At 70.7% G+C, this 21,790-nt stretch carries 20 protein-coding genes and 1 pseudogene; 10 read left to right on the top strand and 11 right to left on the bottom strand.

Translation table 11 applies throughout. The features are described 5' to 3' along the window. Positions 1 to 66 precede the first annotated feature (66 nt). The gene (locus LDL49_RS27800; protein ID WP_225294939.1) at positions 67 to 1,347 is read right to left on the bottom strand and encodes an ABC transporter ATP-binding protein; all 1,281 of its coding nucleotides are present in this window, start codon (positions 1,345 to 1,347) and stop codon (positions 67 to 69) included. A 353-nt stretch (positions 1,348 to 1,700) separates the two neighbouring features. Between LDL49_RS27800 and LDL49_RS27795 the strand changes: the two genes are divergently transcribed. Then, entirely contained in the window at positions 1,701 to 2,726 is a 1,026-nt protein-coding gene (locus LDL49_RS27795) for a LacI family DNA-binding transcriptional regulator (RefSeq protein WP_225294937.1), read from the top strand. A 34-nt stretch (positions 2,727 to 2,760) separates the two neighbouring features. Then, a complete protein-coding gene (locus tag LDL49_RS27790; RefSeq protein ID WP_225294935.1) occupies positions 2,761 to 3,675 on the top strand; it encodes a PfkB family carbohydrate kinase in 915 nt (304 codons plus the stop codon). Here the strand turns inward: LDL49_RS27790 and LDL49_RS27785 are convergent. From LDL49_RS27785 to LDL49_RS27765, 5 genes and pseudogenes are all read right to left on the bottom strand, one after another. Beyond that, positions 3,672 to 4,880: a beta propeller repeat protein gene (locus tag LDL49_RS27785; protein ID WP_225294933.1), complete on the bottom strand. Its 1,209-nt coding sequence runs from the start codon at positions 4,878 to 4,880 to the stop codon at positions 3,672 to 3,674. The genes LDL49_RS27790 and LDL49_RS27785 overlap by 4 nt on opposite strands. A gap of 56 nt (positions 4,881 to 4,936) precedes the next feature. Further along, positions 4,937 to 5,344, bottom strand: a complete 408-nt coding sequence (locus LDL49_RS58510) for a hypothetical protein (protein ID WP_225295191.1) — start codon at positions 5,342 to 5,344, stop codon at positions 4,937 to 4,939. Positions 5,345 to 5,378: 34 nt separating this feature from the next. Then, positions 5,379 to 5,630, bottom strand: a pseudogene (locus tag LDL49_RS58505) (protein kinase domain-containing protein); the annotation flags it as partial. Positions 5,631 to 5,640: 10 nt separating this feature from the next. Then, entirely contained in the window at positions 5,641 to 6,276 is a 636-nt protein-coding gene (locus LDL49_RS27770) for a transcriptional regulator (RefSeq protein ID WP_225294931.1), read from the bottom strand. Next, entirely contained in the window at positions 6,273 to 6,668 is a 396-nt protein-coding gene (locus tag LDL49_RS27765) for a DNA-binding protein (protein WP_225294929.1), read from the bottom strand. The genes LDL49_RS27770 and LDL49_RS27765 overlap by 4 nt, the downstream gene beginning before the upstream one ends. A gap of 58 nt (positions 6,669 to 6,726) precedes the next feature. Here LDL49_RS27765 and LDL49_RS27760 point away from each other — a divergent pair, with 58 nt between their 5' ends. The 5 genes from LDL49_RS27760 (at position 6,727) to LDL49_RS27740 (ending at position 11,612) form a co-directional block, all read left to right on the top strand. Beyond that, complete coding sequence (locus LDL49_RS27760; RefSeq protein WP_225294927.1) at positions 6,727 to 7,986, top strand: PEP/pyruvate-binding domain-containing protein; 1,260 nt, start codon at positions 6,727 to 6,729, stop codon at positions 7,984 to 7,986. A 143-nt stretch (positions 7,987 to 8,129) separates the two neighbouring features. Further along, positions 8,130 to 8,744, top strand: a complete 615-nt coding sequence (locus LDL49_RS27755; protein ID WP_225294925.1) for a histidine phosphatase family protein — start codon at positions 8,130 to 8,132, stop codon at positions 8,742 to 8,744. Positions 8,745 to 8,980: 236 nt separating this feature from the next. Then, positions 8,981 to 10,093, top strand: a complete 1,113-nt coding sequence (locus tag LDL49_RS27750) for a sensor histidine kinase (protein ID WP_225294923.1) — start codon at positions 8,981 to 8,983, stop codon at positions 10,091 to 10,093. A 139-nt stretch (positions 10,094 to 10,232) separates the two neighbouring features. After that, positions 10,233 to 10,856: a response regulator gene (locus tag LDL49_RS27745; protein WP_225294921.1), complete on the top strand. Its 624-nt coding sequence runs from the start codon at positions 10,233 to 10,235 to the stop codon at positions 10,854 to 10,856. A 27-nt stretch (positions 10,857 to 10,883) separates the two neighbouring features. Continuing rightward, the gene (locus tag LDL49_RS27740; protein WP_225294919.1) at positions 10,884 to 11,612 is read left to right on the top strand and encodes a zinc ribbon domain-containing protein; all 729 of its coding nucleotides are present in this window, start codon (positions 10,884 to 10,886) and stop codon (positions 11,610 to 11,612) included. 101 nt (positions 11,613 to 11,713) lie between these two features. Here the strand turns inward: LDL49_RS27740 and LDL49_RS27735 are convergent, their stop codons facing one another. Continuing rightward, the gene (locus LDL49_RS27735; RefSeq protein WP_225294917.1) at positions 11,714 to 12,028 is read right to left on the bottom strand and encodes a DMT family transporter; all 315 of its coding nucleotides are present in this window, start codon (positions 12,026 to 12,028) and stop codon (positions 11,714 to 11,716) included. Further along, the gene (locus tag LDL49_RS27730; RefSeq protein ID WP_225294915.1) at positions 12,025 to 12,651 is read right to left on the bottom strand and encodes an FMN-dependent NADH-azoreductase; all 627 of its coding nucleotides are present in this window, start codon (positions 12,649 to 12,651) and stop codon (positions 12,025 to 12,027) included. The genes LDL49_RS27735 and LDL49_RS27730 overlap by 4 nt, the downstream gene beginning before the upstream one ends. A 75-nt stretch (positions 12,652 to 12,726) precedes the next feature. Between LDL49_RS27730 and LDL49_RS27725 the strand changes: the two genes are divergently transcribed. Beyond that, the gene (locus LDL49_RS27725) at positions 12,727 to 13,284 is read left to right on the top strand and encodes a TetR/AcrR family transcriptional regulator (RefSeq protein ID WP_225294913.1); all 558 of its coding nucleotides are present in this window, start codon (positions 12,727 to 12,729) and stop codon (positions 13,282 to 13,284) included. A 291-nt stretch (positions 13,285 to 13,575) separates the two neighbouring features. Continuing rightward, positions 13,576 to 14,859: an MFS transporter gene (locus LDL49_RS27720; protein WP_225294911.1), complete on the top strand. Its 1,284-nt coding sequence runs from the start codon at positions 13,576 to 13,578 to the stop codon at positions 14,857 to 14,859. Positions 14,860 to 14,882: 23 nt separating this feature from the next. Here the strand turns inward: LDL49_RS27720 and LDL49_RS27715 are convergent, their stop codons facing one another. Continuing rightward, positions 14,883 to 16,673: a serine/threonine-protein kinase gene (locus LDL49_RS27715; protein WP_225294909.1), complete on the bottom strand. Its 1,791-nt coding sequence runs from the start codon at positions 16,671 to 16,673 to the stop codon at positions 14,883 to 14,885. Between the two features lie 357 nt (positions 16,674 to 17,030). Here LDL49_RS27715 and LDL49_RS27710 point away from each other — a divergent pair, with 357 nt between their 5' ends. After that, positions 17,031 to 18,185 carry an RtcB family protein gene (locus LDL49_RS27710; RefSeq protein ID WP_225294907.1) on the top strand — a complete coding sequence of 385 codons (1,155 nt, stop codon included), beginning with the start codon at positions 17,031 to 17,033 and terminating at the stop codon, positions 18,183 to 18,185. Between the two features lies 1 nt (position 18,186). On the opposite strand, the gene LDL49_RS27705 is transcribed toward LDL49_RS27710, so the two are convergent. Both LDL49_RS27705 and LDL49_RS27700 read right to left on the bottom strand, forming a co-directional pair. Then, entirely contained in the window at positions 18,187 to 18,567 is a 381-nt protein-coding gene (locus tag LDL49_RS27705) for a hypothetical protein (RefSeq protein ID WP_225294905.1), read from the bottom strand. Between the two features lie 58 nt (positions 18,568 to 18,625). Next, entirely contained in the window at positions 18,626 to 21,616 is a 2,991-nt protein-coding gene (locus tag LDL49_RS27700; protein WP_225294903.1) for an AfsR/SARP family transcriptional regulator, read from the bottom strand. Between the last annotated feature and the right edge of the window lie 174 nt (positions 21,617 to 21,790).

Genomic DNA, 21,790 nt, shown 5'->3' with positions numbered 1-21,790 from the left:
GGAGGGCGCCGCACCGGGGCACGGGGTGTAGCAGTGTGTACGGACTCGCGCGCGGACGGACCCCGGTCAGCGGCGGGGTGGGTCGATGCGGGCGCCGTCCGGGGTGAAGATCATCAGGCGGGCCTGGTCGATGGCCACCTTGGCGGGATCGCCGGCGCGCCAGACCGGGCGCCCGCCCAGGCGGACGATGATGTCGGAGCGGCGGTGGATGCCGCTGCCGACGTTCTGCCCGACCTGCTCCTGTTCCTCCCGCTCCTCGGGCTGGGAGAACATCCGGCGGACCAGCCCGCCGAGTCCGGCGGAGCGGTCCTTGCGACCGTTGACCTGGGCGCGCCGGTCCGGCGGCTCGGGCACCGGTACGGCCGGGACGCCGCACTCGATGTAAGCGAGCCACTCGTGGCCGTGGTACTCCAGCGCCCGCACCCGGCCGAAGAACGACGGCCCCTCGTACGACTCGGGCACGGGCGCCAGGCCGTCGGGGCGCAGGCCGACCAGCACCTGGCCGCCGGTGTGCTGGGAGATGGCGTAGGCACGGGGATCGCTCCACGGGAGCGTCAGCCGGTGCGGGCCGAAGTCGAGCATGACGTACTGGTTCTGCGGGGTACGCACGGTGGCGGCCAGGAGGTTCAGCTGCTGGGAGTTGAGGAACGCCGCCACGAACGCCGTCGCCGGGTCGTTGTAGATCTGCGCGGGAGTGCCGACGTCCTGCAGGACGCCGCGGTTGAGGATGGCGATCCGGTCGGCCAGCGTGAGCGCCTCGACCTGGTCGTGCGTCACGTAGATGGTGGTGACGTTCAGCGATCTGACCAGGGCGGAGATCTCCATGCGCAGTTCGGTGCGCATGCCGGCGTCGAGGTTGGACAGCGGCTCGTCCATGAGGAACAGCTTCGGCTGGCGGACGATCGCCCGTCCCATCGCGACGCGCTGGCGCTGGCCGCCGGATAAGGTGCCCGGGCGGCGCTCCAGCGTGTCGTCGATGTGCAGCGCCTTGGACAGCTCGGTGACGCGCTCGCGTACCTGCGCCGGGTCCGACTTGGCGATCTCCAGGGGGAAGGCGATGTTGCCGCGTACGGTCCTGTGCGGGTAGAGGGCGCCGTTCTGGAAGACCATGGCGACGTCGCGGTCGCGCGGCGCCAGGTGGTTGGCCAGCTGGCCGTCCAGCCAGAGGTCCCCCTCGGTGATCTCCTCGAGGCCCGCGATCATCCGGAGCAGCGTGGACTTGCCGCAGCCGGAGGGACCGAGCAGAACGAGGAACTCGCCATTTTCGGCCTTCAGGCTCAGTCGGTCTACCGCCAGGTAGCTACCCGGGTACACCTTGGTCACTTTGTCGAGAACGACCGAGCTCATGGGCCCAACACCTTGCGCACGTGTCACCTGTGACGGGGCTGATTGAAGGGGTAGTACATCGCGCCTTAACGCTACATGTCCACCCTTGACATAAAAGATCTCTGCCCAATCGCGTTTCGGCTAGGGGTTTTGGGCATCCGATGGCTGAAACATCCGGAAAAATCGTGACTTGAAAGGGCTTGCGGGAAATTGCGGCAAGAGCTTTCATGGTCGGGACCGTCTTAGGGGCTGCGGAGCATGATCAGGGGGTGGCGCGAGGCCGTGACGTACTCCGTGTACAGGCGCGGTTTCGCCGCCTCCGGCGTCCCGCGCACGTCACCTCCGGCGGCCCGAAGGAAAGTACAGTGGCGCGCATGACCGGTCACGCGCGCCTCGCCGACATCGCCGCCCAGGCCGGGGTGAGCGAGGCCACGGTCAGCCGGGTGCTCAACGGCAAGCCCGGCGTCTCCGTCGCGACCCGCCAGGCCGTGATGACCGCGCTCGACCTCATGGGCTACGAACGCCCGCCCCGGCTGCGGCAGCGCAGCAACGGGCTCGTCGGCCTGGTCACCCCCGAGCTGGACAATCCGATCTTCCCGGCGTTCGCCCAGTCCATCGAGAAGGCGCTGACTCAGCACGGCTACACGCCTGTGCTCTGCACGCAGCTGCCGGGCGGCGCGCCCGAGGACGAGTTCACCGAACTGCTGGTCGACCGTGGGGTGAGCGGCATCGTGTTCGTGTCGGGGCTGCACGCCGACACCACCGCGCGGATGGACCGTTACACCAGGCTCACCGACCGCGGGCTGCCGATCGTGCTGGTCGACGGCTACAGCGAGCACATCGACGCGCCGTTCATCTCGCCCGACGACCGGCTCGCCGCGCGCCTGGCCGTACAGCACCTCGTGGACCTCGGGCACGAGCGGATCGGGCTGGCGCTGGGGCCGCGCAGGTTCGTCCCGGTGATCAGGAAGATCGAGGGCTACCGGCAGGCCATGGCCCAGCTCCTCGGCACGAGCGCCGTCGACGAGCTGATCGCGCACTCGCTGTTCTCGGTCGAGGGCGGGCAGGCGGCGGCCATGCAGCTCCTGTCACGCGGCTGCACCGGCATCGTGTGCGCGAGCGACCTGATGGCGCTGGGGGCGATCCGCGCCTGCCGCGAGAAGGGGCTGGCCGTGCCCGGCGATGTGTCGGTGGTCGGCTTCGACGACTCGCCGCTGATCGCGTTCACGGATCCGCCGCTGACGACGGTACGCAAGCCGATCGGCGCGATGGCCACGGCCGCGGTGCAGACCCTGCTCGAAGAGGTCAACGGGGCGCCCGCCAAGCACGTCGAGCTGGTCTTCCAGCCCGAACTGGTCGTCCGCGGCTCCACGGGCTCCGGCCCGCTGGTGAATCGATGACCGGGGTAGGCCTGCCCTGCTCGCCCAAGAGCCGATGACGCGTGACGTTCTGGTCCTCGGCGGCTCCGGGGTCGACACCACCGTGTACGTGCCCGCGCTGCCCCTCCCGTACGAGGACACCTACTCCGTCCCGCCCGTCATCGACCGGATCGGCAACACCGGTGCCGGTGTCGCGCTCGGCTGCGCGGCGCTCGGACTCGACGTCACGTTCGCCGACCTGATCGGCGACGACCCGCAGGGCGCGCTGATCCGTCACGCGTTGCGCGGCCTCGACTTCGCCTGGGCGCCGGCGCCGGCGGGCACCCGGCGCAGCGTCCTGCTGGTCGGCCCGGACGGCCGCCGCACCTCGCTGTTCGACCCCAGGGCCACGCCCGGGGAGCGGCTCCCGAGCCACCTCTACAAGGGCGTCCGCGCGCGGCACGCGCATGTCTCGATCACCGACTTCTGCCGACACGTGTACCCGGACCTGGACATGCCCGTCTCGACGGACCTGCACGACTGGAACGGCGTCGACGACTACCACCAGGACTTCGCCTACCGCTCCGACCTCGTCTTCCTCTCGGCCGCCGCGCTCGCCGACCCGGCCGCCACGATGGCCGGCATCATCGAACGCGGCCGCGCCCACACGGTCGTCTGCACGCGCGGCGCCGACGGCTGCCTGGTCCTCACCCGCGACGCGCCGCTGCGCGCCTTCCCGGCCGCGCCCCTGCCCGGCCCGGTCGCCGACAGCAACGGCGCGGGCGACGCGTTCGTCTCCGGCTTCCTGTACGGCACTCTGCGCGGGCTACCCCTGGAGCAGTGCGTACGCCTCGGCGCCACCGCCGGAGCCCACGCCTGCACCGTCCTCGGCACCCACGAGTCCCCGATCACCGAGCCCACCCTGCTGAGCCGCGCGATCGGCGATCACCGACCCCAACCCGCTGAGCCGGGCGAAGGAGCCGAACCCTAGCGGAACTCCATGATCGTGTTCTGGCCGATCGCCCACAGCGGCTTCCCGCCGGGGAGCGCGGTCATCGTGGTCACCGGGGCGGGAGGCGTGACCCGCGACCATCGCCCCCCCGCGTCGGCCAGCAGCCGGTAGGCGTCTTTCGCGTCCTCGGAGACGGACCGCCGGCAGGCGACCCACACCACGCCACCACTGTCGCGGGCGATCCCGGTCAACTGCCCGCCCTCGATGGCGACCGCCCGCCAGGCAGTGCCGTTCCACCGGTAGGACAGAGGGCGGAACGCGCCGTCCGGCGTCTCGTAACCGCCCACCGCCCACACGTCGTCGGCGGCCACGGCCAGCACCGCCGAGACTCGCGAGTCGACTGAGCCGGGCGGCGCCGGCGCGGGCTCTGATGGCGTGGGCAGGGGTACGCGCCGCCAGGCCCGGCCGTCGAAGTGCGCGACGGCCGGCTCCGACTGCACGTAGCCGTCGTCCGGCAGCGGGTCCACCTCGCCGGCCGCCCAGATGTCGTGCGGCGACACGGCGACGGCGGCGTACGTCGTGATGGGGATCGCCTGGCTGGTCCAGCGCTGCCCGTCGAAGTGCCGGGCCCACCCGTCACCGAACACCCACGCCTGCCCCCCGCCCAGCGCGACCACCTCTGACGGACTCGCGGAATCTCCCTCGGACGTGACCACCGGATCGGGGATGAACGACCAGCGCCGCCCGTCGAAGCGCAGCAGCCCGGACTCACCGCCCTCCTTGTCCTCGGCGATCACCCACACGTTGCCGGGATCTGACGCGGCCACCTTGGTGAGCGTGACGTATCGGGCCTGCTTCGGCAGCTCTTTCGTCAGCCGTCGCCAGCGCTCGCCATCCCAGTGGACCAGCAACGCCTCATGGCCGTCGGTGCCGAACGCCCGCTCACCGACCGCCCACGCGTCGGCCGCGCCCGTGGCCGCGATGTCGAGGAAGTCGGCACCGTAGTCCAGCCCCTTCTGCCGGTAGACCACCCGCCAGCGTCCCCGGGGACGGGACGCGGCGGGGGTGCCGCTCGTCCGCGCTGCCGGGGTCTCACCCGGCCCGGCGGATTCGTGACCGGCACGGTCACTCGCGCCGGCCCCGGACGTGGTGCGGTCGTCCGCGCCACGCTCGAGCCCTGCCGGGGCGGTACATCCGGCCAAGGTCAGCACCACCAAGACCACGGCTGTCAGTCGCGGACCCACCCTGCCTCCCTTCAGCGCACGGCTCATGGCGCCGTACCGGTGTGCTGCGCTGATCGCTAAGGGAAAGGCCGGAAGACGGACCCGGCCCTCTCCGCGCCCGCCAGGGCACCGACGCAGCGGTAGACCCGCACGCCCTTATCGAACTGTGCCGACGACGGCGGCATGACATCTGATATCCACTTGTTTCCGGCAATGTTCTTGGCCGAGCCGTGCCTCGTGGCCAGCAGGACGGCCTTGGCGCAGACCTTCTTCACAGTAGGGTGTCTCGCCAGGTCGCGCTGGTCGTAGGTGAGAGAGTCGGCCGGAAGCGGCGCGATCGCGTATGTCTCCCAGGAATGGGTCTCCTCGCAGCCGAGCCGCCGCGCCGTCGTGTCGCCCGCGGAGACGACCAGGCCGCCCCAGCACTCGGTCTCCTTGACGCACGCCGCCTTCGCCCCGGGTACGGCGGACGCGGGACACGTCACCGGCGGCACTCGGCTCGGCCAGGTCGAACGCCTCCGGAGGCGCATAGGCAGGCGTCAGCGACTCCCGCGTCACCGACGCGTCGGGCCCCGAGTCAGGCATCGTGGCCAGGCCGAAGTCGGACAGCGCCACATGCCCGTAGCGGTTGAGCAGCAGATTGGCGGGCTTGACGTCGCGATGCAGCACACCCTGGGCGTGCGCGGCGGCCAGCGCGTCGGCGATCCGTACCCCGACGTCTCGCACCGCGTCCTTCGCGGCTGGGCCCGGCTGGTCGACCCGGCCCTCCACCCGGGGCGCTTCAGGGTTCGGTGTGGCGGTCGAGGCCGAGCGTGGCGATGAGGTCTTCGTGGAGCTCGAACCAGACACGATGGCAGGAGTCGACGTCGGTGCGGTCGACCCAGCCGCCCTCACCCGCTCGGGCGCGCGCCAGGGCTGCGGCGAATCGGGTGTCGTATCCGCGGAACCGGGTGAGGACACCCCCCAGCCGGTCCATGAGTGGCAGGAGCGCACGCTCGATGCCGCCGAGATCGTAGAGGATTCTGGCGTCCCAGGCGGCATCGGAATGGTCGTTGACGGCGAGCCGATCGCCCACGTTGGGCCGGAGCTGCCAGTCCGTGCAGGCTTGTAGCAGGAGGGCGTTCAGCGGGAGGAACTCTCGGTAGATGTCACGGACCTCATCGGCGCCGCCGACGCCGGCGAGCTCGGCCGCGAGCCGGCGCTCGTTCTCGGCTCGGCCCGTTTCGGTCAACGACCAACCTCCGGTCCCGGCGAAGGAGGTGTGCTCGACCCACCCCCATGCCTCGGCGTCGAGCAGCGCCTCTTTCGTCTCGGCCGCGTCGAGCCCGTACCGCTGAGCGATCACCGGAGTGTCCGCGAACCCGGTGATGCGTACGGCGTGCAGGACCAGGAGGTCGGCCGCGGAGTCGCGCGTCATGAGCCGGCGTCCGATCGTCCTGCCAGGCGGGTGTAATGCTGCTGGCACGCCTGCGGGGAGTTGAACCCCATCGCCTGTGCCATCTGGGCCCAGGTCAGTCCCGCGCTCCGGGCCGTGAACAGCAGGCCGGTTTCGAGTCCCTCGACCTCGGCGCGTGCGGCGGGCAGGAGGGCGAGCGCGCTCAGGATGCCCTCCGGGTCCAGGTCGGCGTTGCGCCAGACGGCGAACTGCACGAGGTCGACCGCCGACGGCGGGGTGGGTGGAGGTCGCCACGGACGGGCGTCGAGCTGATCCGCGCCCATGCCCATAAGACGCTCGCGTGCGTCCTGCTCGCGGTGGGCCTGGACGTGATCGGTCTGCATGCTGTGAGCGATGTCCTGCTTGCGTGGCATGCGCTTATCCTGCACAATCAACAAAACGTTGTCAATCTTTTGTTGAAGGACTGGGTGGATGATCGTACCCCTCATGGAGGCTGTCGCCGATACCTGCGGCGGCAAGGCCGGCGCACTCGGCGCGCTGCTCCGCGCGGGCCTGCCGGTCCCTGACGGCTTCGTCGTCTCGTACACCGCGTACCTCGCCGCTGTCCGCGACCTGGACCTCGTCCGGGTCGCCGGCGACCTGGACGCGGCGCGGCAGGTGATCGAGTCCGGTCCGGTTCACCCCACCGTGGTCGATGCGTTGCGCCGCGCGCTCGACGAGCTCGGCGATACGCCCGTGGCGGTCAGATCATCGGCGGCGAACGAGGACACCGGTCAGGCGTCGGCGGCCGGTCAGCACGAGAGCTTCCTCGCCGTGCGCGGAGTCGGCGAGGTCGCCGATGCCGTACGTGCCTGCTGGGCCTCGTTGTTCTCTCCCCGTGCCATCGACTACCGGCGCGACGACCAGCCGTCCGAGGAACTTGCGATGGCCGTCCTCGTCCAACGTCATGTGGATGCCGAGGTGTCCGGGGTCATGTTCACGCCCGCGGACCCGAACGACGCGACCCAGATCGAGGCGTCCTGGGGACTCGGACCCAGCGTCGTCGGAGGTACGGTCACCCCTGACGCCTACCGCGTCGCCGGGGACGGTTCGGTCACACGTACCGTCGCGGACAAACGGACCCGCCTCGACCGGCACGGCGCGCGGCTCGTCATCAGCGACGTGCCGGCCCATGGCCGGGACCAACCGACGATCGACGACGCGACCGCCATGCAACTCGCCAAGCTGGGCGAAGAGATCGCCGCCGTACGCGGTGGACCACAGGACATCGAGTGGGCGATCGTCGAGGGCCGCATCTGGGTTCTGCAAGCACGGCCGGTCACCGCCGCACCCCCATCGCCGACCTCGCCGTCCAGCGCCTCGGACACCCCAGCCGACACGCTCACGGGAACCCCCGGGACCGTAACCGCCACGCTCACCGGAACACCAGGCAGCCACGGGACCGTAACCGGCACCGCGAGAATCGTCCGCGGTCCCGGCGACTTCGCGCGCGTGCGCCCAGGCGACATCCTCGTCTGCCCCTACACCGACCCCGCTTGGACACCGCTGCTGCGCATCGCCGCCGGTGTCATCACCGAGACCGGCGGCGTGCTCTCCCACGCCGCGATCGTCGCTCGCGAGCACGCCATCCCCGCCGTTCTCGGCATCCGGAACGCGACGAGCGCGCTCCACGACGACACCGTCATCACTCTCGACGGCACCACCGGCACCGTCACGGCGGCAGGCACATAACTGATCACTTCCGTCCCTGGCCGGTCCCTGTCAGGCCAAGAGCCGACCCCGCCCAAGCATCCCGCCACCGAACCCACACCCACGGATCGAGATCGAAGGAGATGGGGAGCGGCCCCGCACGGACCCCGTGCCCCCGACGACTCATGACAACGCGACACCTCTACCTGGCACGCCACGGCGCCGCCGACGCGTTCGGGCGGCTCACCGGCATCGGACACCAGCAGGCGGGCCTGCTGGGCGAACGGCTCGCCGGCGTACCGATCGACGCCGTGTGGCACTCTCCGCTACCACGCGCCGCAGCGAGCGCGCACGAACTCGCCCGCCATCTACCGAACGTGCCCGTGGCCGAGGCCGCCGAACTCATCGACCACGTGCCCTACGTTCCCAGCACGGCCGAAACGCCCCCGTCCTGGGCCGGCTTCTTCGACGGCTACGACGAAGCCGAGGCGGCCTCGGGCCAGAAGCTCGCCGAGGCCCTGGTCGCCCGGTTCGCGAAGGTCCCCGAGACGACCGCACAAGGGACTCGGCGTGACACGCACGAGGTCCTGGTGACGCACGCCTATCCGATCGCGTGGCTGGTGCGGCACGCGCTGGACGCGCCGCCGGCCCGATGGCTCGGCCTGAACAGCGCCAACACCGCACTGACGGTCATCGAGTACCGCGACGGCCTGCCGCCCACGATCGTGATGTTCAACGACATGAGTCACCTTCCGACCGGCCTGCGCTGGACCGGTTTCCCCGAAAGCATCAGGCCGTGAGGTAGCTCCTGCTGTCCGTACGCGCTCCTCGACTACGTGACGCCGACTCTGACGCTGACTCTGACCAGGTGCCACATGCTCGGCGTGGAGCGCGCGACGGGGCGACTGGTCCGCGCCCGCCGATTTCGACGCGCTTCCTGGCAACTGTGGGGCTCGTCGCACGGATTTTCGCGAGTGGCGTGACGGACCCGAGGGGAAGGCCATGCCACTGGCCGAGGCGTTCTAGGGTCGAGATCGTGAATCTCATCGGTGCGGTGGTCCAGCTGTGCGCGCTGGTGGTGGCGTTGAGACCGCGCGTCCCTCCCGCGTACTCGGCCGTGGGCGGGGGAGCGGTCTCCCTGGCGATCACCGCCTACCATCCGCTGACCGGAACCCGCGGCGACACCACGTTCTGGCTGCTGATCGAGGTGCCGGCGCTGCTCGCCCTGACGATGCTCGCGGCCCGCAGGGCGCCTCTCGCAGCCCTCGTCCCCGGTCTGGCGGTTTCGACCATCCTGCTGAGAATGGTCTGGCCCGGCCCGCCCTCGCTGATACTGGCCGGTTGCGCGGGCTGGTCGCTGGGGGCGGTCGGGGTCGCCGCGGCCGGGCTCTACCTGCGCTCACTCGACGGCAACCGGCGTCGGGCGGTGGCGCAGGCCGTACGGGATCAGCGGCTCGCTCTGGCGCGTGACCTGCACGATTTCGTGGCGCACGATGTCAGCGGCATGCTCGTACAGGCCCAGGCCGCCCGGCTCGCACCAGAGCTGCCGCCGCGGATCGAGGACGCCCTGCGGCGCATCGAGGAGGGCGGCCAGCGGGCTTTGACCTCGCTCGATCGTACGGTCCACATGCTCAACGAGCCTGCCAGAGGCCCGGCACCCGGCATCGACGGGCTGCGGGAGCTGGCCGACGGGTTCTCGTCGACCGTCCGCGTGAATCTCGCCGTCGAGGCGGAACAGATCTCCCGCGAGGCGTCGGCAACCGTCTACCGGGTGGTGACGGAGGCGCTGACCAACGTACGCAGGCACGCGCCGCGGGCGACCACTGTCGACATCGCGGTGACGAGAGACGGCGACATGATCCACGTCCGGGTGCACGATGATGGCGGCAGCGGCAGCCAGGCGGAGGTCGGTGATCGTGGGGTCGGCGATTCGGCGCAGGGCGATCGCGGTGATCGTCCAGGCGGGGATCGTTCGAGCGGCGGTCGTTCGGGTGGGGGTCGTTCGGGTGGGGGTCGCTTCGCCGGGCTCGGCCGCAAGGGCGGCTTCGGCCTGGCGGGACTCGCCGAGGTGCTCGGGACGGTCGGCGGCTCCCTTTCAGCGGGTCCGCACGGGGCGGGCTGGCGCGTCACGGCGACCATCCCCGTCTGACCCGTCTGACCCGTCCCAGGGACGAGGATGACGCCTGACGCGGGATGGAAAGCTGGGGGTGACGTGCTGCTGGAAGGTGGGGAGACATGCGTGCGATGGGTGAGTGGTGTGATCGCACTCGGTTGGTGGGGGCGGTGACGTGACGACTCGGGTTCTCGTCGCGGACGATCAGGATGACGTACGGATCGGCTTCCGGCTCATTCTCGACTCGCAGCCCGACATGACGGTCGTGGGAGAGGCGGCCGACGGCCGGGCGGCCGTGGAGCTCGCCCGGCATCTCAAGCCCGACGTCGTACTGGCCGACATCCGCATGCCCAAGCTCGACGGGCTTGAGGTCACCAGGGTGCTCGCGCCGGAGACGCGGGTGATCGTGGTGACCACGTTCGACCTCGATGACTATGTGCACACGGCACTACGCAACGGCGCTTGCGGGTTTCTGCTGAAGCGGTCGGGACCGACGCTGCTCGTCGAGGCCATCCGTGCCGCCATGGCCGGGGACACGCTCATCAGCCCGCAGGTCACCGTACGGCTGTTGCGCCACCTCCGTGCCGCCCGGCCGGAGCCGCCGGGGGAGCCGCTCACGGAGCGAGAGACGGAGATCGCGCGCCTGGTCGCCCATGGGCGTACGAATGGTGAGATCGCCGCCGAGCTGTTCATCAGCGCCGGCACGGCGAAGACGCATGTGGCCAATATCCAGCGCAAGGTGGGAGCGGCCAATCGGGTCGGGATCGCGGCTTGGGCGTGGAACTCGGGGATCCCCTGAGGGTATGAACCGTTCTTCATATTCGCTGTGCGCGGGCGCCGAGGCAGGGCGAATGCGCGGCTGTCGGGGCAGGTACGCGGTCGGATCGTCGAGGCGATCCGGCATCTGGCGGCCAAGTACGCCATCGCGGTGGTCACCGTCGCGGCGCGTGGGACCTCCCGGTACTGCCCCCGGTGCGGGGATGGCACGTCGGTGCTCAAGCATTGCCCGGCCCCGGACCGACTCGGCGAGCGGGGCTGGAGGTGGGCGTACTGCCCGGCCTGCGGCCTGTCCTGTGATCGGGACTGGGCAGCGGCCGAGCGGATCGTCTCCCGCGGCCTGCTCGGCCAGAACGCCACCCGCACCCACCGTTCCACCGGGGTGCGCACCATCCACGCCATCGTGGAAGGCAACCTCGCCCGCGCCCGCCGAACGCGCAGGCCAACCCGTGCGCCCCGCCGCGCCCGCCGCACCCGAGCAGACCTGCACCCCCGACCGGCAGCACGCGACAGAGCCAAGAGGCGCCCCACCCCGAAACGGCCCACCCGCAGCTCAGCCACCGCACGAAACAACCCGATGACTTCCAGCCGTGTGCCCGACCGGCGCACGGTGCCCGCCCCACCGCCCACCAGCGGCGGACAGCGTCCGGCGGGCCATGCACCCAAGCCGGGACGGCACCAGCCGTACCGGTTCATCAATGGAGCGTGGAGAGGCCACGAACGCTGGGCCATCACCATCGAGATGACCGGAGCCGTCGCCTCTCGGCAAACGAGCTGATCCCTTCGTGGGAGCAGGCGTCCTGCGGTGGGGCATCAGCGCGTATCGGACGGTCGTCTCGTATGGCGGGCTGAGCCGCATGACGGCCTGGCGTTCGTGGTTCAGGTGGTGACTCGGGCCAGCACGATCCCGCCGACGATCAGGCCGAGCGCCGCCATCCTGCCCACCGAGACGGGGTCGTCGTTGAGCACGATGCCCAAGCCGATCGCGCCGACGGCGCCGATGCCGGTGAAGACGGCGTACGCGGTGCCGACCGGCAGCGTGTTCATGGCCCGTGACAGCAGCCAGACGGCGGCGGCCATCAGCACCAGACACACCGCCGTCGGCAGCGGACGGGTGAAGTTGTGCGTCGGCTTGATGCTCTGCGACCACGCGACCTCGACGAGCCCGGCCAGGGCCAGGATCAGCCAGTTCATCGGGCCGCCTCCTTGAGCGCCGCGGCCAGTGATTCCTCGTGCCGGTCGCGCAGGTGCGCCAGCGCCGGGTCGAGGCGGGCGTTGACCAGTTCCGCGTGAATGAACGTCACGTCCTCGACCTGGAAGTGGCCCTTGAAGAAGTCGCGCAAGTAGCGCTCCTGGTGGTCGTACGGCTCGCGGGGCGTTCCGGGGCCGTACGCGCCGCCGCGCGCGCTGGTCACCACGAACGAGCGGCCTTCGAGCGACATCTTGGGAAAGGTGATCTGGTCGAGCCAGGCTTTCAGCGCCGAGGGGATCGAGTAGTTGTACATCGGCGTGCCGATGAGGATCACCTCGGCGGCGACCACCTCGTCGAGCAGCGGCTCCAGGACGTCCCACGCCTGGTGCTGGGTGGGGGTGCGGGCCGCCTCCCGGTAGCGCGAGATGTCGGTGATCTCCTGCTCCAGGATGTAGTCGCACAGTTCGGTCCATGCCTCGCCGATGTGCGGTACGGGTTGCGCGGCCAGGTCGCGGTAGACGTACCGGGCCTGGGGATGGGCTGCTCGCCAGGTCTTGGCGTACACACTCGACAGACCCCGCGAGAACGAAGCCCGGCGGGCGCTGGCGTCCAGATGCAGCAGCATGTTCTCTCCTCAGCTATGTGGACACGCTGTCCGGTTCACTATAACCGGACGCCATGTCCAGATACAATGTCCGGCATGGAGAGAGCCGACGCCGCGCGCAACCGGGCCAGGATCCTGGAGGCGGCCGCCCTGCTCTTCGCCGAGAAGGCGCCGCAGGACGTGACGATGGACGACATCGCGAAGAAGGCCGGGGTGGGCCGCGGCACGCTCTACCGCCGCTACCCGGACCGGGCCTCGATCGCTGTCGCGCTGCTCGACGAACATGAGCGGGAGCTGCAGGAGCGGCTGCTGCGCGGCGAGCCGCCCCTGGGTCCGGGCGCGCCGGCCGCCGAGCGGCTGGCCGCCTTCTACGCGGCCATGGTGGGGCTGCTGGAGGGCCACCGGCACCTCGTGCTCGGCTCGGAAGTGGGCCGCTCGCGCTTCGAGACCGGCGCGTACGGCTTCTGGCGCGCCCACGTGCGCGTGCTCGTGGTCGCCGCGGGGGTGCCAGGCCCGGACGCGCTGGTCGACGTCCTGCTCGCGCCTTTGGCTCCCGAGGTGTACGGCTACCAGCGTTCGGTGCTCGGCCTCACCCCTGAGCAGATCACCGAAGCGCTGACCAGGCTCACGAAGACCCTGGACCCAGGGCCTTGATGATCGTGGACCTGATGAACGGGCACGCCTCCCGGAGCGAAGCTGGATCACGCTCTGAGGTGTTCGCAATCCCAGGGCACGATCTCCCGATGGGAAGGTCGTCCGACACCAGAAAGGCACCATTTGTCGCTAACGATCTGACAAATCCAGTGTTCGCCCCCCGCCAGCCGGGTACGCATGGCGCAAACCGGGTGACGTGTGAGCCTGATCACACTGGGAGTCCCGGTCCGGGCTGAGGAGGCGCAGGTGACGCACGATCACGGGTTACCAGCCGCGGAGTATCAATCCCAGGTGAGGCGCGCGGCGACGGCGAGTGTCGTCGGTACGGCCATCGAGTGGTATGACTTCTTTCTCTATGGCACGGCCGCAGCGACCGTGTTCGCCGACGTCTTCTTCCCCAAGTCCACCCCGTACGCGGGCGTGCTGGCGTCCTTCGCCACCTACGCGGTCGGGTTCGCCGCCCGGCCGGTCGGCGCGGCGATCTTCGGGCACTGGGGCGACCGCATCGGGCGTAAGGCCACGCTCATCGTCACCCTGATCATGATGGGCGTCTCCAGCGCGCTCATCGGTGTGCTGCCCGGCACCGCCTCGATCGGCGTGATCGCGCCGATCCTGCTCGTTGTCCTGCGCATCCTTCAGGGGATCGCGGTCGGCGGTGAGTGGAGCGGCTCGGTGCTGCTGTCCATGGAGTGGGGCGACCAGCGCAGGCGCGGCCTGATGGCCAGCTGGCCGCAGGTCGGCGTGCCCATCGGCCTCATACTCGGCACCGGCGCGATGTCGCTGGTGGCTCTCGCGGCCGGCGACTCGTTCAAGGACTGGGGTTGGCGGATCCCGTTCCTGGCGAGCCTGGTGCTGGTCGCCATCGGTCTCTGGGTGCGGTTGCGGGTCATGGAGACGCCGCTGTTCGCCAAGCTCCTCGAGACCAGGCAGGTGGCCAAGCTGCCGGTGGTCGAGGTCCTCAAGAAGCACCCGAAGGAGGTCCTGCTCAGCGCGCTCCTGCGCGTCCCCGAGCAGATGCCGTTCTACCTCTACACGACATTCGTGATCACCTACATCACGTCCCCGAGCATCGGGATGTCGCGAACGTTCGCGTTCGCCGCCGTCAGCGCCGCGGCGGCCGTCGAGCTCTTCGCGATCCCGTACTTCGGGCATCTCAGCGATCGGATAGGCCGCCGCAGGCTCTACCTCATCGGGGCCGCGCTGCTGGCGGTGGTCGCCTTCCCCTACTACGCGCTGCTCAACACCGGCATCGCCGTCGTCATCCTGGTCACGATGATGGTCACGCAGCTCCAGCACTCCATGGAGTACGGTCCGCAGGCCGCGCTCATCGCGGAGAGCTTCCCGACCAGTCTGCGGTACGGGGGCGCCGGGCTGGGATATCAGCTGGCCTCCGTCATCGCGGGCGGACCGGCACCGTTGATCGCCACCTGGCTGCTGCACGACTACGGCTGGCAGGCCATCTCCGTGTTCATGATCATCGGCGCGGTGATCGGCTTGGTCGCGACGTACGCGCTGCCCGATCGGTCGAAGGCCGACATCTCCGATCCCGCCTCGTACGGCACCAGCCGGGCCTGACCACCCTCCCGTCGCCTACCGGACTAATCGAGCCTGACCCGCACCCCGGTGCTCAGGCCGGAGTCATGCAGCTCCAGCCCCGCGGGCTGGGCCTCCTTCGGCAGCTCGAACAGCAGCGCGCCGCTGAAGGACTGGCCCGGCCCGATGCGGACCGGCGTGACCTCCGCGCCCGCCTTGTCGAGCAGCTTGGTGCCCCCGTGTAACGCGTCGTCCTCGTCCAGGAGTTTCTGCTGGCCGGGGTAGAGGACCCTGGCCTCCTGGCCGACGTTGTTGACCTTGACGCTCACCTGGCAGGTGCGCTGCTTCGCGGCCTTGGCCGGTTTGGGGCACTTGGTGCCTGTTACCGCGAACTTCAGCTTCCCGTCCTGCACCGGGCTGTCCGCGCCGACCGGGTCGGGGGACCTGAGCGCCCACACCAGTACGGCCAGCAGCAGCACGAACAGCACGATGGCCACCACGACAGCGGTCACGCACCCGGTGAACACGCTCCTCTTCCGCTTGACCGGGAACCCCGCCGGGCCCCTCGGCCCAGGCGGCAGCGGCACCTGCCCTGTCTGATGGGCGGAAAGCGGCACCTGTCCGGTCTGGAGAGACGGTGGCATTTGTCCCGTCTGGTGGGACGGCGGCACCTGGCTCGCCGGACCAGGCGGCGATGCTTGGCGGGGCGATCCTTGACGGGGCGATGCCTGGCGGGGTGGCGCCTGGCGAGGAGGTGCCTGGCGCGGCGGGGGCGGTGCCTGGGCAGGCGGGTGCGGCGCGGGCCCGCGTCCCGGCAGCGGCCCCACACCGGTCTGCTGGTGCGCTTGAGGCTGCTGGGCCGACGGCTGGTGGGGCTGCGGCTGGTGGGCCTGCGGCGGCGGGGACCAGCCCGGCGGCGCCTGGCGTACCTGCGAATTGTTCGGGAACTCGGCCAGCGGCGGAAACTCCGACGGGTTCCACGAGCTGCTGAGGTGGCGGGTCGCGGCGAGCTGGGCGGCCGGCTCGTCGGCCGCGCCCACGAGTTCGAGCAGGAGCTGCTTGGCCGCCGGTCGGCGCGCGGGATCGGGGTGGATGGCCGCGGCCACCAGCCGGTCGAGCGGCGCGGGCAGCCCGCGCAGGTCCGGCGGGGCGGTGCGGGCGCGAGCGGCCATGACGTAGGCGTCGCCCTCGCCGAACGGGTGGCCGCCGAGCCCGGCGTAGGCGATCAGCGAGCCCCAGGCGAACACGTCGCCCGCCGGGCTGGTGCGGCCCTCGAAGACCTGCTCGGGAGCGATCCAGCCGGGCGTGCCCATCACCATGCCCGCGTTGGTGTGGCGGGTGGAGACGTGGGACGAGCGGGCCAGCCCGAAGTCGATCACCCGCGGGCCGCCCAGCGTCAGCATCACGTTGGCGGGCTTGAGGTCGCGGTGCACCAGGCCGACGGCGTGGATCGCGGTCAGCGCCGCCGCCACGCCCACGGCCGCCGAGTGCAGCACGGACGGCGTCAGCGGGCCGTGCTCGATCAGGTGGTTCTCGAGGGAGATGCCCTCGATGTACTCGGTGACGAGGTAGAGGACCCCGTCGTGCTCGCCGTGGTCGAGGACGCGGGCCGTGCAGAACGAGGCGACCTTGCGGGCGTTGGACACCTCTTCGTGGAAGCGCGCCCGGTAGACCGGATCCGTGGTGTAGTCGCGGCGGATCGCCTTGAGCGCGACCTGTACGCCGTCGGCGGCCTTGGCCAGGTAGACGGTGCCCATGCCGCCCGAGCCGAGGCGGCTGATCAGCTCATAGGGGCCGATCGCCGGCGGGTCTTCCGGCGTCAGCGGAGTGCCTGCGGAGCGCCCCTGCTGCCCCAACGTCGCTGTCCTCTCGCCTTCGTTGTCCCGTTGCCTCAACCGACCGATCCTCCGCCCGGCATGCCCGTTCCCCAAGACTCTAACGGAGGAACGGGTCACCCGGTGGCCACTGAGTTTGGACGGGTTTGGGGCTCGCCGCCCAGTCCGTACCGGTCGTGGCCGCCCGGTCGCGGCGGCCGGCAGCGGTCACCCCTCGGTGAGGAGGTAGAGCAGCGCGTTTTGCCTCCCCCCGAGCGAACACCGTGGCCGAAGCAGGCGCTGGGTCGCCACTCCACAAAGCCGGAAGTCGATAAAATGGGTGGGAAATACCTCCTGGTCTCGCCAAACTGATCACGAACCAGCGAGGAGATCTATCCCATGCCGAATCAGCCCGCACCGAACCTGTTGTCGTGGGCCAGCGAGATCGACGAAGGCGCGATCATGCAGGCCGCTCGCGCTGCCCGCCTGCCATTCGTCTCCGGACACGTCGCTCTCATGCCCGACGCTCATCTCGGCATCGGCGCCACGGTCGGCTCGGTCATTCCCACCGAGAACGCGATCATCCCGGCCGCCGTCGGCGTGGACATCGGCTGCGGCATGGTCGCCACCGAGACGACGCTGACGGCCGCCGACCTGCCCGACACCCTGGCCGCCCTCATGCCGATGGTGGAGCGCCGCATCCCGGCCGGCGTCGGGAAGGGCCATGACGACCCGGCGATGGACCGTGCACTCAGCGACCTCGGCCTGCCGCACACCGATCTCAACCCGAAGCAGACCAAGAAGGTGTCCGACCAGTTCGGCACCCTCGGCTCCGGCAACCACTTCGTCGAGGTCTGCCTGGACGAGCGAGACCGGGTCTGGACGGTGCTGCACTCGGGTTCGCGCGGCATCGGCAACCAGCTCGCCCAGATGCACATCACGGGCGCGAAGAAGCTGATGAAGAAGCAGGAGATCGGGCTGGAGGACCCGGATCTGGCCTACCTCGTCCAGAGCACGCCGGAGTTCACCGCGTACATCGAGGACATGCTGTGGGCCCAGCACTACGCCATGGCCTCCCGTGCCCGGATGGACAAGGTCCTGGTCAACGCCCTGTTCCGGGTCGCAGGCCAGGGCGAGCGGGTTCGCACGATCAACTGCCACCACAACTTCACCCAGCAGGAGACCCACTACGGCAAGTCCCTGTGGATCACCCGTAAGGGGGCCATCAAGGCCGGCACCGGCGACGAAGGCGTGATCCCCGGTTCGATGGGCACCCGCTCGTACATCGTGCGCGGCCGGGGGATCCCCGAGTCGTACAACTCCTGCTCGCATGGCGCGGGCCGCCGCATGTCCCGGACGAAGGCGAAGCGGGAGCTGTCCGCGGCCTCCCTGACCGCGGCGATGAGCGGCCGGACCTGGAACGCGGACCGGGCCGCCGCGCTGGTCGACGAGCACCCCGAGGCGTACAAGTCCATCGACCAGGTGATGGCGGACCAGCAGGACCTGGTGACGGTCCAGCACACCCTCCGCCAGATCTTCAACTACAAGGGGTGAGTCACCCGCGCGCCCTGGCGACCAGCGAGGTCGCCAGGGCCGCGAGCAGGGGGATGAGCGTGAGGCCGACCAGGAACAGCAGGCCGACCGGCCAGAGCCCCTGGCCGCCTCCCCGCAGTTCACCGACGACGCGCGAGGCGAAGTAGACGTAGAACGGAGCGGCGGCGAGCAGGCCCCACAGGAGGCCCACCTGCGGGGCGAACCACCCGGCCAGACCGGCCAGGACCGCCAGGACGAGGAACGCGGGCAGCAGGAAGGGCGAGTCGAAGAAGTCACGCGGGGCCTCGGCGGAGACCACGGGCGCGGTGACGACGCAGAGCGCCACGGCGACGGCTCCCGCGACGACGAGGATCAGGGCCCACACAAGGACGGAACGGGTCATGAGACTCCCCAAGAGGTGTCAAGGATCTTCCCGCCGGCCGCCATGGTATTCATCCGGCTCAGGTAGGTCCGGTGAGCGCGGTCGCCTCACTGCGGGCGGCGGCGGCCGCCGTGAGGTCGCCGGCGGCGGTGTAGGCGTCCGCGAGGTCGGCCAGCGCGCCCGCCAGGAACTCCTGCCACCCCCGAGTACGCCAGAGCCTGACCGATTCCTCCAGATGGGCGACCGCCTCGTCGATCCTGCCCTCCGCCAGGCTCACTCCGCCGAGCACCCAGAGCGCGTCGGCCTGGTGGTGGGCCAGGCGGTGCGAGCGGCTCAGCATCTCGGCCGCCTCGGCGGCGGGCCGCGCCCTCGGGTCGTGGTGCCCGGCGTACAGCCTGGCCAGAGCGACCAGGCCCATCGCCTCCAGCAGCGGATCGCGGATCTGGCGGTAGATGGCCAGGGCTCTGACCAGGTACTCCAGCCCGGCGTCGAACTCCTGCGCATGGGCGTGCGCCAGGCCCAGGAACTGCAGCGTCGTGGCTTCGAAGCGCGGATTGCCGAGCTTCTCGGCCAGTTCCAGGCCGCGCAGCAGGTGCACGATGGCCATCTTGATGTCGCGCGTCCCGTACGCCACCGCCATGCACACCAGCGCCCTGGCCTGCCCGCCCTGGTGGCCGCTGCTCTCGGCCAGGCTCAAGGCGATCTGCCCGGACCGCAGGCCCTCCGCCATGTCGCCCCTGGCCGCCTCGCCCCAGGCCCGCAGCACGTACGCGTCGGACAGCCCGCGTTCCTCGCCCAGTTCGGAGAACAGGGTGATCAGCCGCTCGGCCCCCTCGTACTGCGCGGCCATGGCCTCGCCGCCGGTCTCCATCCACGTGGTGGCGTGCATGAGCCCGCGCCGGATGACCGCCTCCCCGAGCCGGTTGCCCGTCGCGAGGCAGACCTCCAGGACGCGCTCGTGCAGCCCGCGCCAGTCGTCGAACTGCCCGCACACGTCGAAGTAGCGCTCCACGCAGCAGGCGGTGTCCCAGGCGACCTCGGCCAGGCCCAGCGAGCACGCCTGGCGGATCGCCGCTATCAGCGCCGTCCGCTCGGTGTCGAACCAGGCCATCGGATCCTGTACGGCCGGACCGTCCCAGGGGGCGCCGTCGGGGGAGTTCCAGCGTGGGGCGGTGCCGTGGATGATGGCCGAGGAGGTGCCCGGCACGCGCTCGGTGGCGCGTTCGGCCAGCGCGAGCCAGGCGCCGAAGGCCCTGCTCAGTGCCGCGGCCACGGCCTCCGGCTCGTCCTCGAGCTCACCGCGCTCGCGGGCGTACAGGCGGACGAGGTCGTGGAAGCGGTAGCGGGGCTGGCCGGCCGGATCCATCCCGCTGAACAGCACGAGCTGGGTGTCCACCAGCGTCTCGACCAGCTCCTCGCCGGCCGCCACGGGAATGTCGAGCAGCGCCCCGGCCACCCAGCCCGCGAAGTCGGGCACGTCCAGCGAGCCGAGCAGCCGGAACGCCCGGCGCGCGTCGGGATCCAGCCCCACATAGCTGAGCGCCAGGCTGGCCCGGACGGCCAGGTCGCCGGTGGCGAACTGGTCCAGCCGCCGCCGCTCGTCGGTGAGCTGCCCGGCCAGGCGGGTGAGCGGCCAGTGCGGCCGGGCCACGAGGCGGGCGCCCGCCACCCGGACGGCCAGGGGTATGCCGTCCGACAGCCGGACGAGCTCGGCCGCCGCCTCCGGCTCGGCGGCCACCCGGTCGGCCCCGACGATCCTGGAGAGCAGCTGCACGCCCTGCTCGGGGTGGAGCACCGAGAGCTCGACCACTGCCGCGCCGGACAGCCCGGTCAGCCGGGTCCTGCTGGTGATGATGACGGCGCAGCCGGACGTACCGGGGAACAGCGGGCGAACCTGCTGCTCCGAGGCGGCGTTGTCGAGCACGATGAGCATCCGGCGCTCCGCCAGCCGGCTCCTGAAGACCGCGGCCCGTTCCTCGAGGGTGTCCGGGAGGGTGGGGCGCGGCACGCCGAGCGCGGTGAGGAAGGCCGCGAGCACCTGGGCGGGATCGGCGGGGGAGGACTCGGCGCCGTGCAGGTTGGTGTGCAGCTGCCCGTCGGGGTAGTGCTGGGCGATCAGATGGGCCGCGTGGACGGCCAGCGTCGTCTTGCCGACCCCGCCCATCCCCGCGATGACGTACACGCGCACGGGCCCTGGCCCCGGAGGCGGGCCGTTGCCGAGGAGGTCCGTCAGGTCGGCGAGCTGCTCGATCCGGCCGGTGAAGTCAGAGATGTCGGCCGGTAACTGGGCGGGGGAACGGGGGGAGGGGTCGTCCGACGGAGCGGTGGCGGCCTCGACCGGCAGGGTGCCCGTGAGGATGGCCTGGTGCAGGCGCCGGAGCTCGGCGCCCGGATCGAGGCCGAGCTCGGTGGCGAAGACCCGGCGGGCGTCGCGGTAGGTGGCCAGCGCCTCGGCCTGGCGGCCCGACCTGGCCAGGGCGAGCATGAGCTGCCGGCGTGACCGTTCCCGCAGGGGGTGCTCGCCGACCAGCCCGGTCAGCTCGGCGACGAGCGCGGCGTGCATCCCGCGGGCCAGGTCCGCCTCGATCCGGTTCTCCAGCGCGATCAGCCGCTCCTCCTCCAGGCGGTGCGCGTGGTCGCTGAGCCCGACGGTCAGGTTCAGCTCCGCGTACGCGGGACCACGCCACAGGTCCAGCGCCTGCTTGAGCAGCTCGGCGGCCCGTTCGTGCTCTCCGGCGGACAGGGCGCTCCTGCCCTGCTCGGCCAGCTCCTCGAACCTGTCCGCGTCGAGCTCGCCCGGATGGAGGGTCAGCACGTAGCCCGCGGCGGTACGGGTGATCCGGTCGTGGCCCAGCGTCCTGCGGAGCTGGTGCACGTAGAGCCGGAGGTTGTCCGGCGCGGTGCGGGGCGGGCTCTGGCCCCAGAGCGCCTGGATGAGGGTGGCGGGGGAGACGGGGCGTCCCGGGCGGCAGAGGAGTTCGGCGAGCAGGGCACGCTGCTTTCCGGCGCCGAGAGGTAGGGACTGGGCATCGGCCGAAATGTCAAGCGGCCCCAGAACGGCGAACTTCATCGCGCTCCCGGACAAGACTAAAGTGCACAAAGAAGATCAAAGTCGCTTAAATGTGCACGATGGTTCTTTTCCCGTCAACCCATGCAACGCCAACATCGACGGAAGCCTTTATGACGGCTCCCGCCGGTGTCAAGCCCGTTTGTCAGCCGAAGGCGGGCACGGCGAGGAAGAAGT

Origin of the sequence: Nonomuraea aurantiaca (assembly GCF_020215705.1) — a bacterium.
Classification (GTDB): Bacteria; Actinomycetota; Actinomycetes; order Streptosporangiales; family Streptosporangiaceae; genus Nonomuraea; species Nonomuraea aurantiaca.
The sequence above is the reverse complement of the archived record's forward strand: the minus strand, read 5'-3'. Positions and strand labels throughout refer to the sequence as shown.

Bases quoted from the DNA above. Each gene is read 5' to 3' on its own strand.
- LDL49_RS27755 (WP_225294925.1), top strand. From the start codon at position 8,130: ATGACAACGCGACACCTCTACCTGGCACGCCACGGCGCCGCCGACGCG.
- LDL49_RS27705 (WP_225294905.1), bottom strand. From the start codon at position 18,567: ATGACCCGTTCCGTCCTTGTGTGGGCCCTGATCCTCGTCGTCGCGGGA.
- LDL49_RS27725 (WP_225294913.1), top strand. From the start codon at position 12,727: ATGGAGAGAGCCGACGCCGCGCGCAACCGGGCCAGGATCCTGGAGGCG.
- LDL49_RS27790 (WP_225294935.1), top strand. From the start codon at position 2,761: ATGACGCGTGACGTTCTGGTCCTCGGCGGCTCCGGGGTCGACACCACC.
- LDL49_RS27800 (WP_225294939.1), bottom strand. From the start codon at position 1,347: ATGAGCTCGGTCGTTCTCGACAAAGTGACCAAGGTGTACCCGGGTAGC.
- LDL49_RS27795 (WP_225294937.1), top strand. From the start codon at position 1,701: ATGACCGGTCACGCGCGCCTCGCCGACATCGCCGCCCAGGCCGGGGTG.
- LDL49_RS27770 (WP_225294931.1), bottom strand. From the start codon at position 6,276: ATGACGCGCGACTCCGCGGCCGACCTCCTGGTCCTGCACGCCGTACGC.
- LDL49_RS27700 (WP_225294903.1), bottom strand. From the start codon at position 21,616: ATGAAGTTCGCCGTTCTGGGGCCGCTTGACATTTCGGCCGATGCCCAG.
- LDL49_RS27730 (WP_225294915.1), bottom strand. From the start codon at position 12,651: ATGCTGCTGCATCTGGACGCCAGCGCCCGCCGGGCTTCGTTCTCGCGG.
- LDL49_RS27710 (WP_225294907.1), top strand. From the start codon at position 17,031: ATGCCGAATCAGCCCGCACCGAACCTGTTGTCGTGGGCCAGCGAGATC.
- LDL49_RS27765 (WP_225294929.1), bottom strand. From the start codon at position 6,668: ATGCCACGCAAGCAGGACATCGCTCACAGCATGCAGACCGATCACGTC.
- LDL49_RS27760 (WP_225294927.1), top strand. From the start codon at position 6,727: ATGATCGTACCCCTCATGGAGGCTGTCGCCGATACCTGCGGCGGCAAG.
- LDL49_RS27735 (WP_225294917.1), bottom strand. From the start codon at position 12,028: ATGAACTGGCTGATCCTGGCCCTGGCCGGGCTCGTCGAGGTCGCGTGG.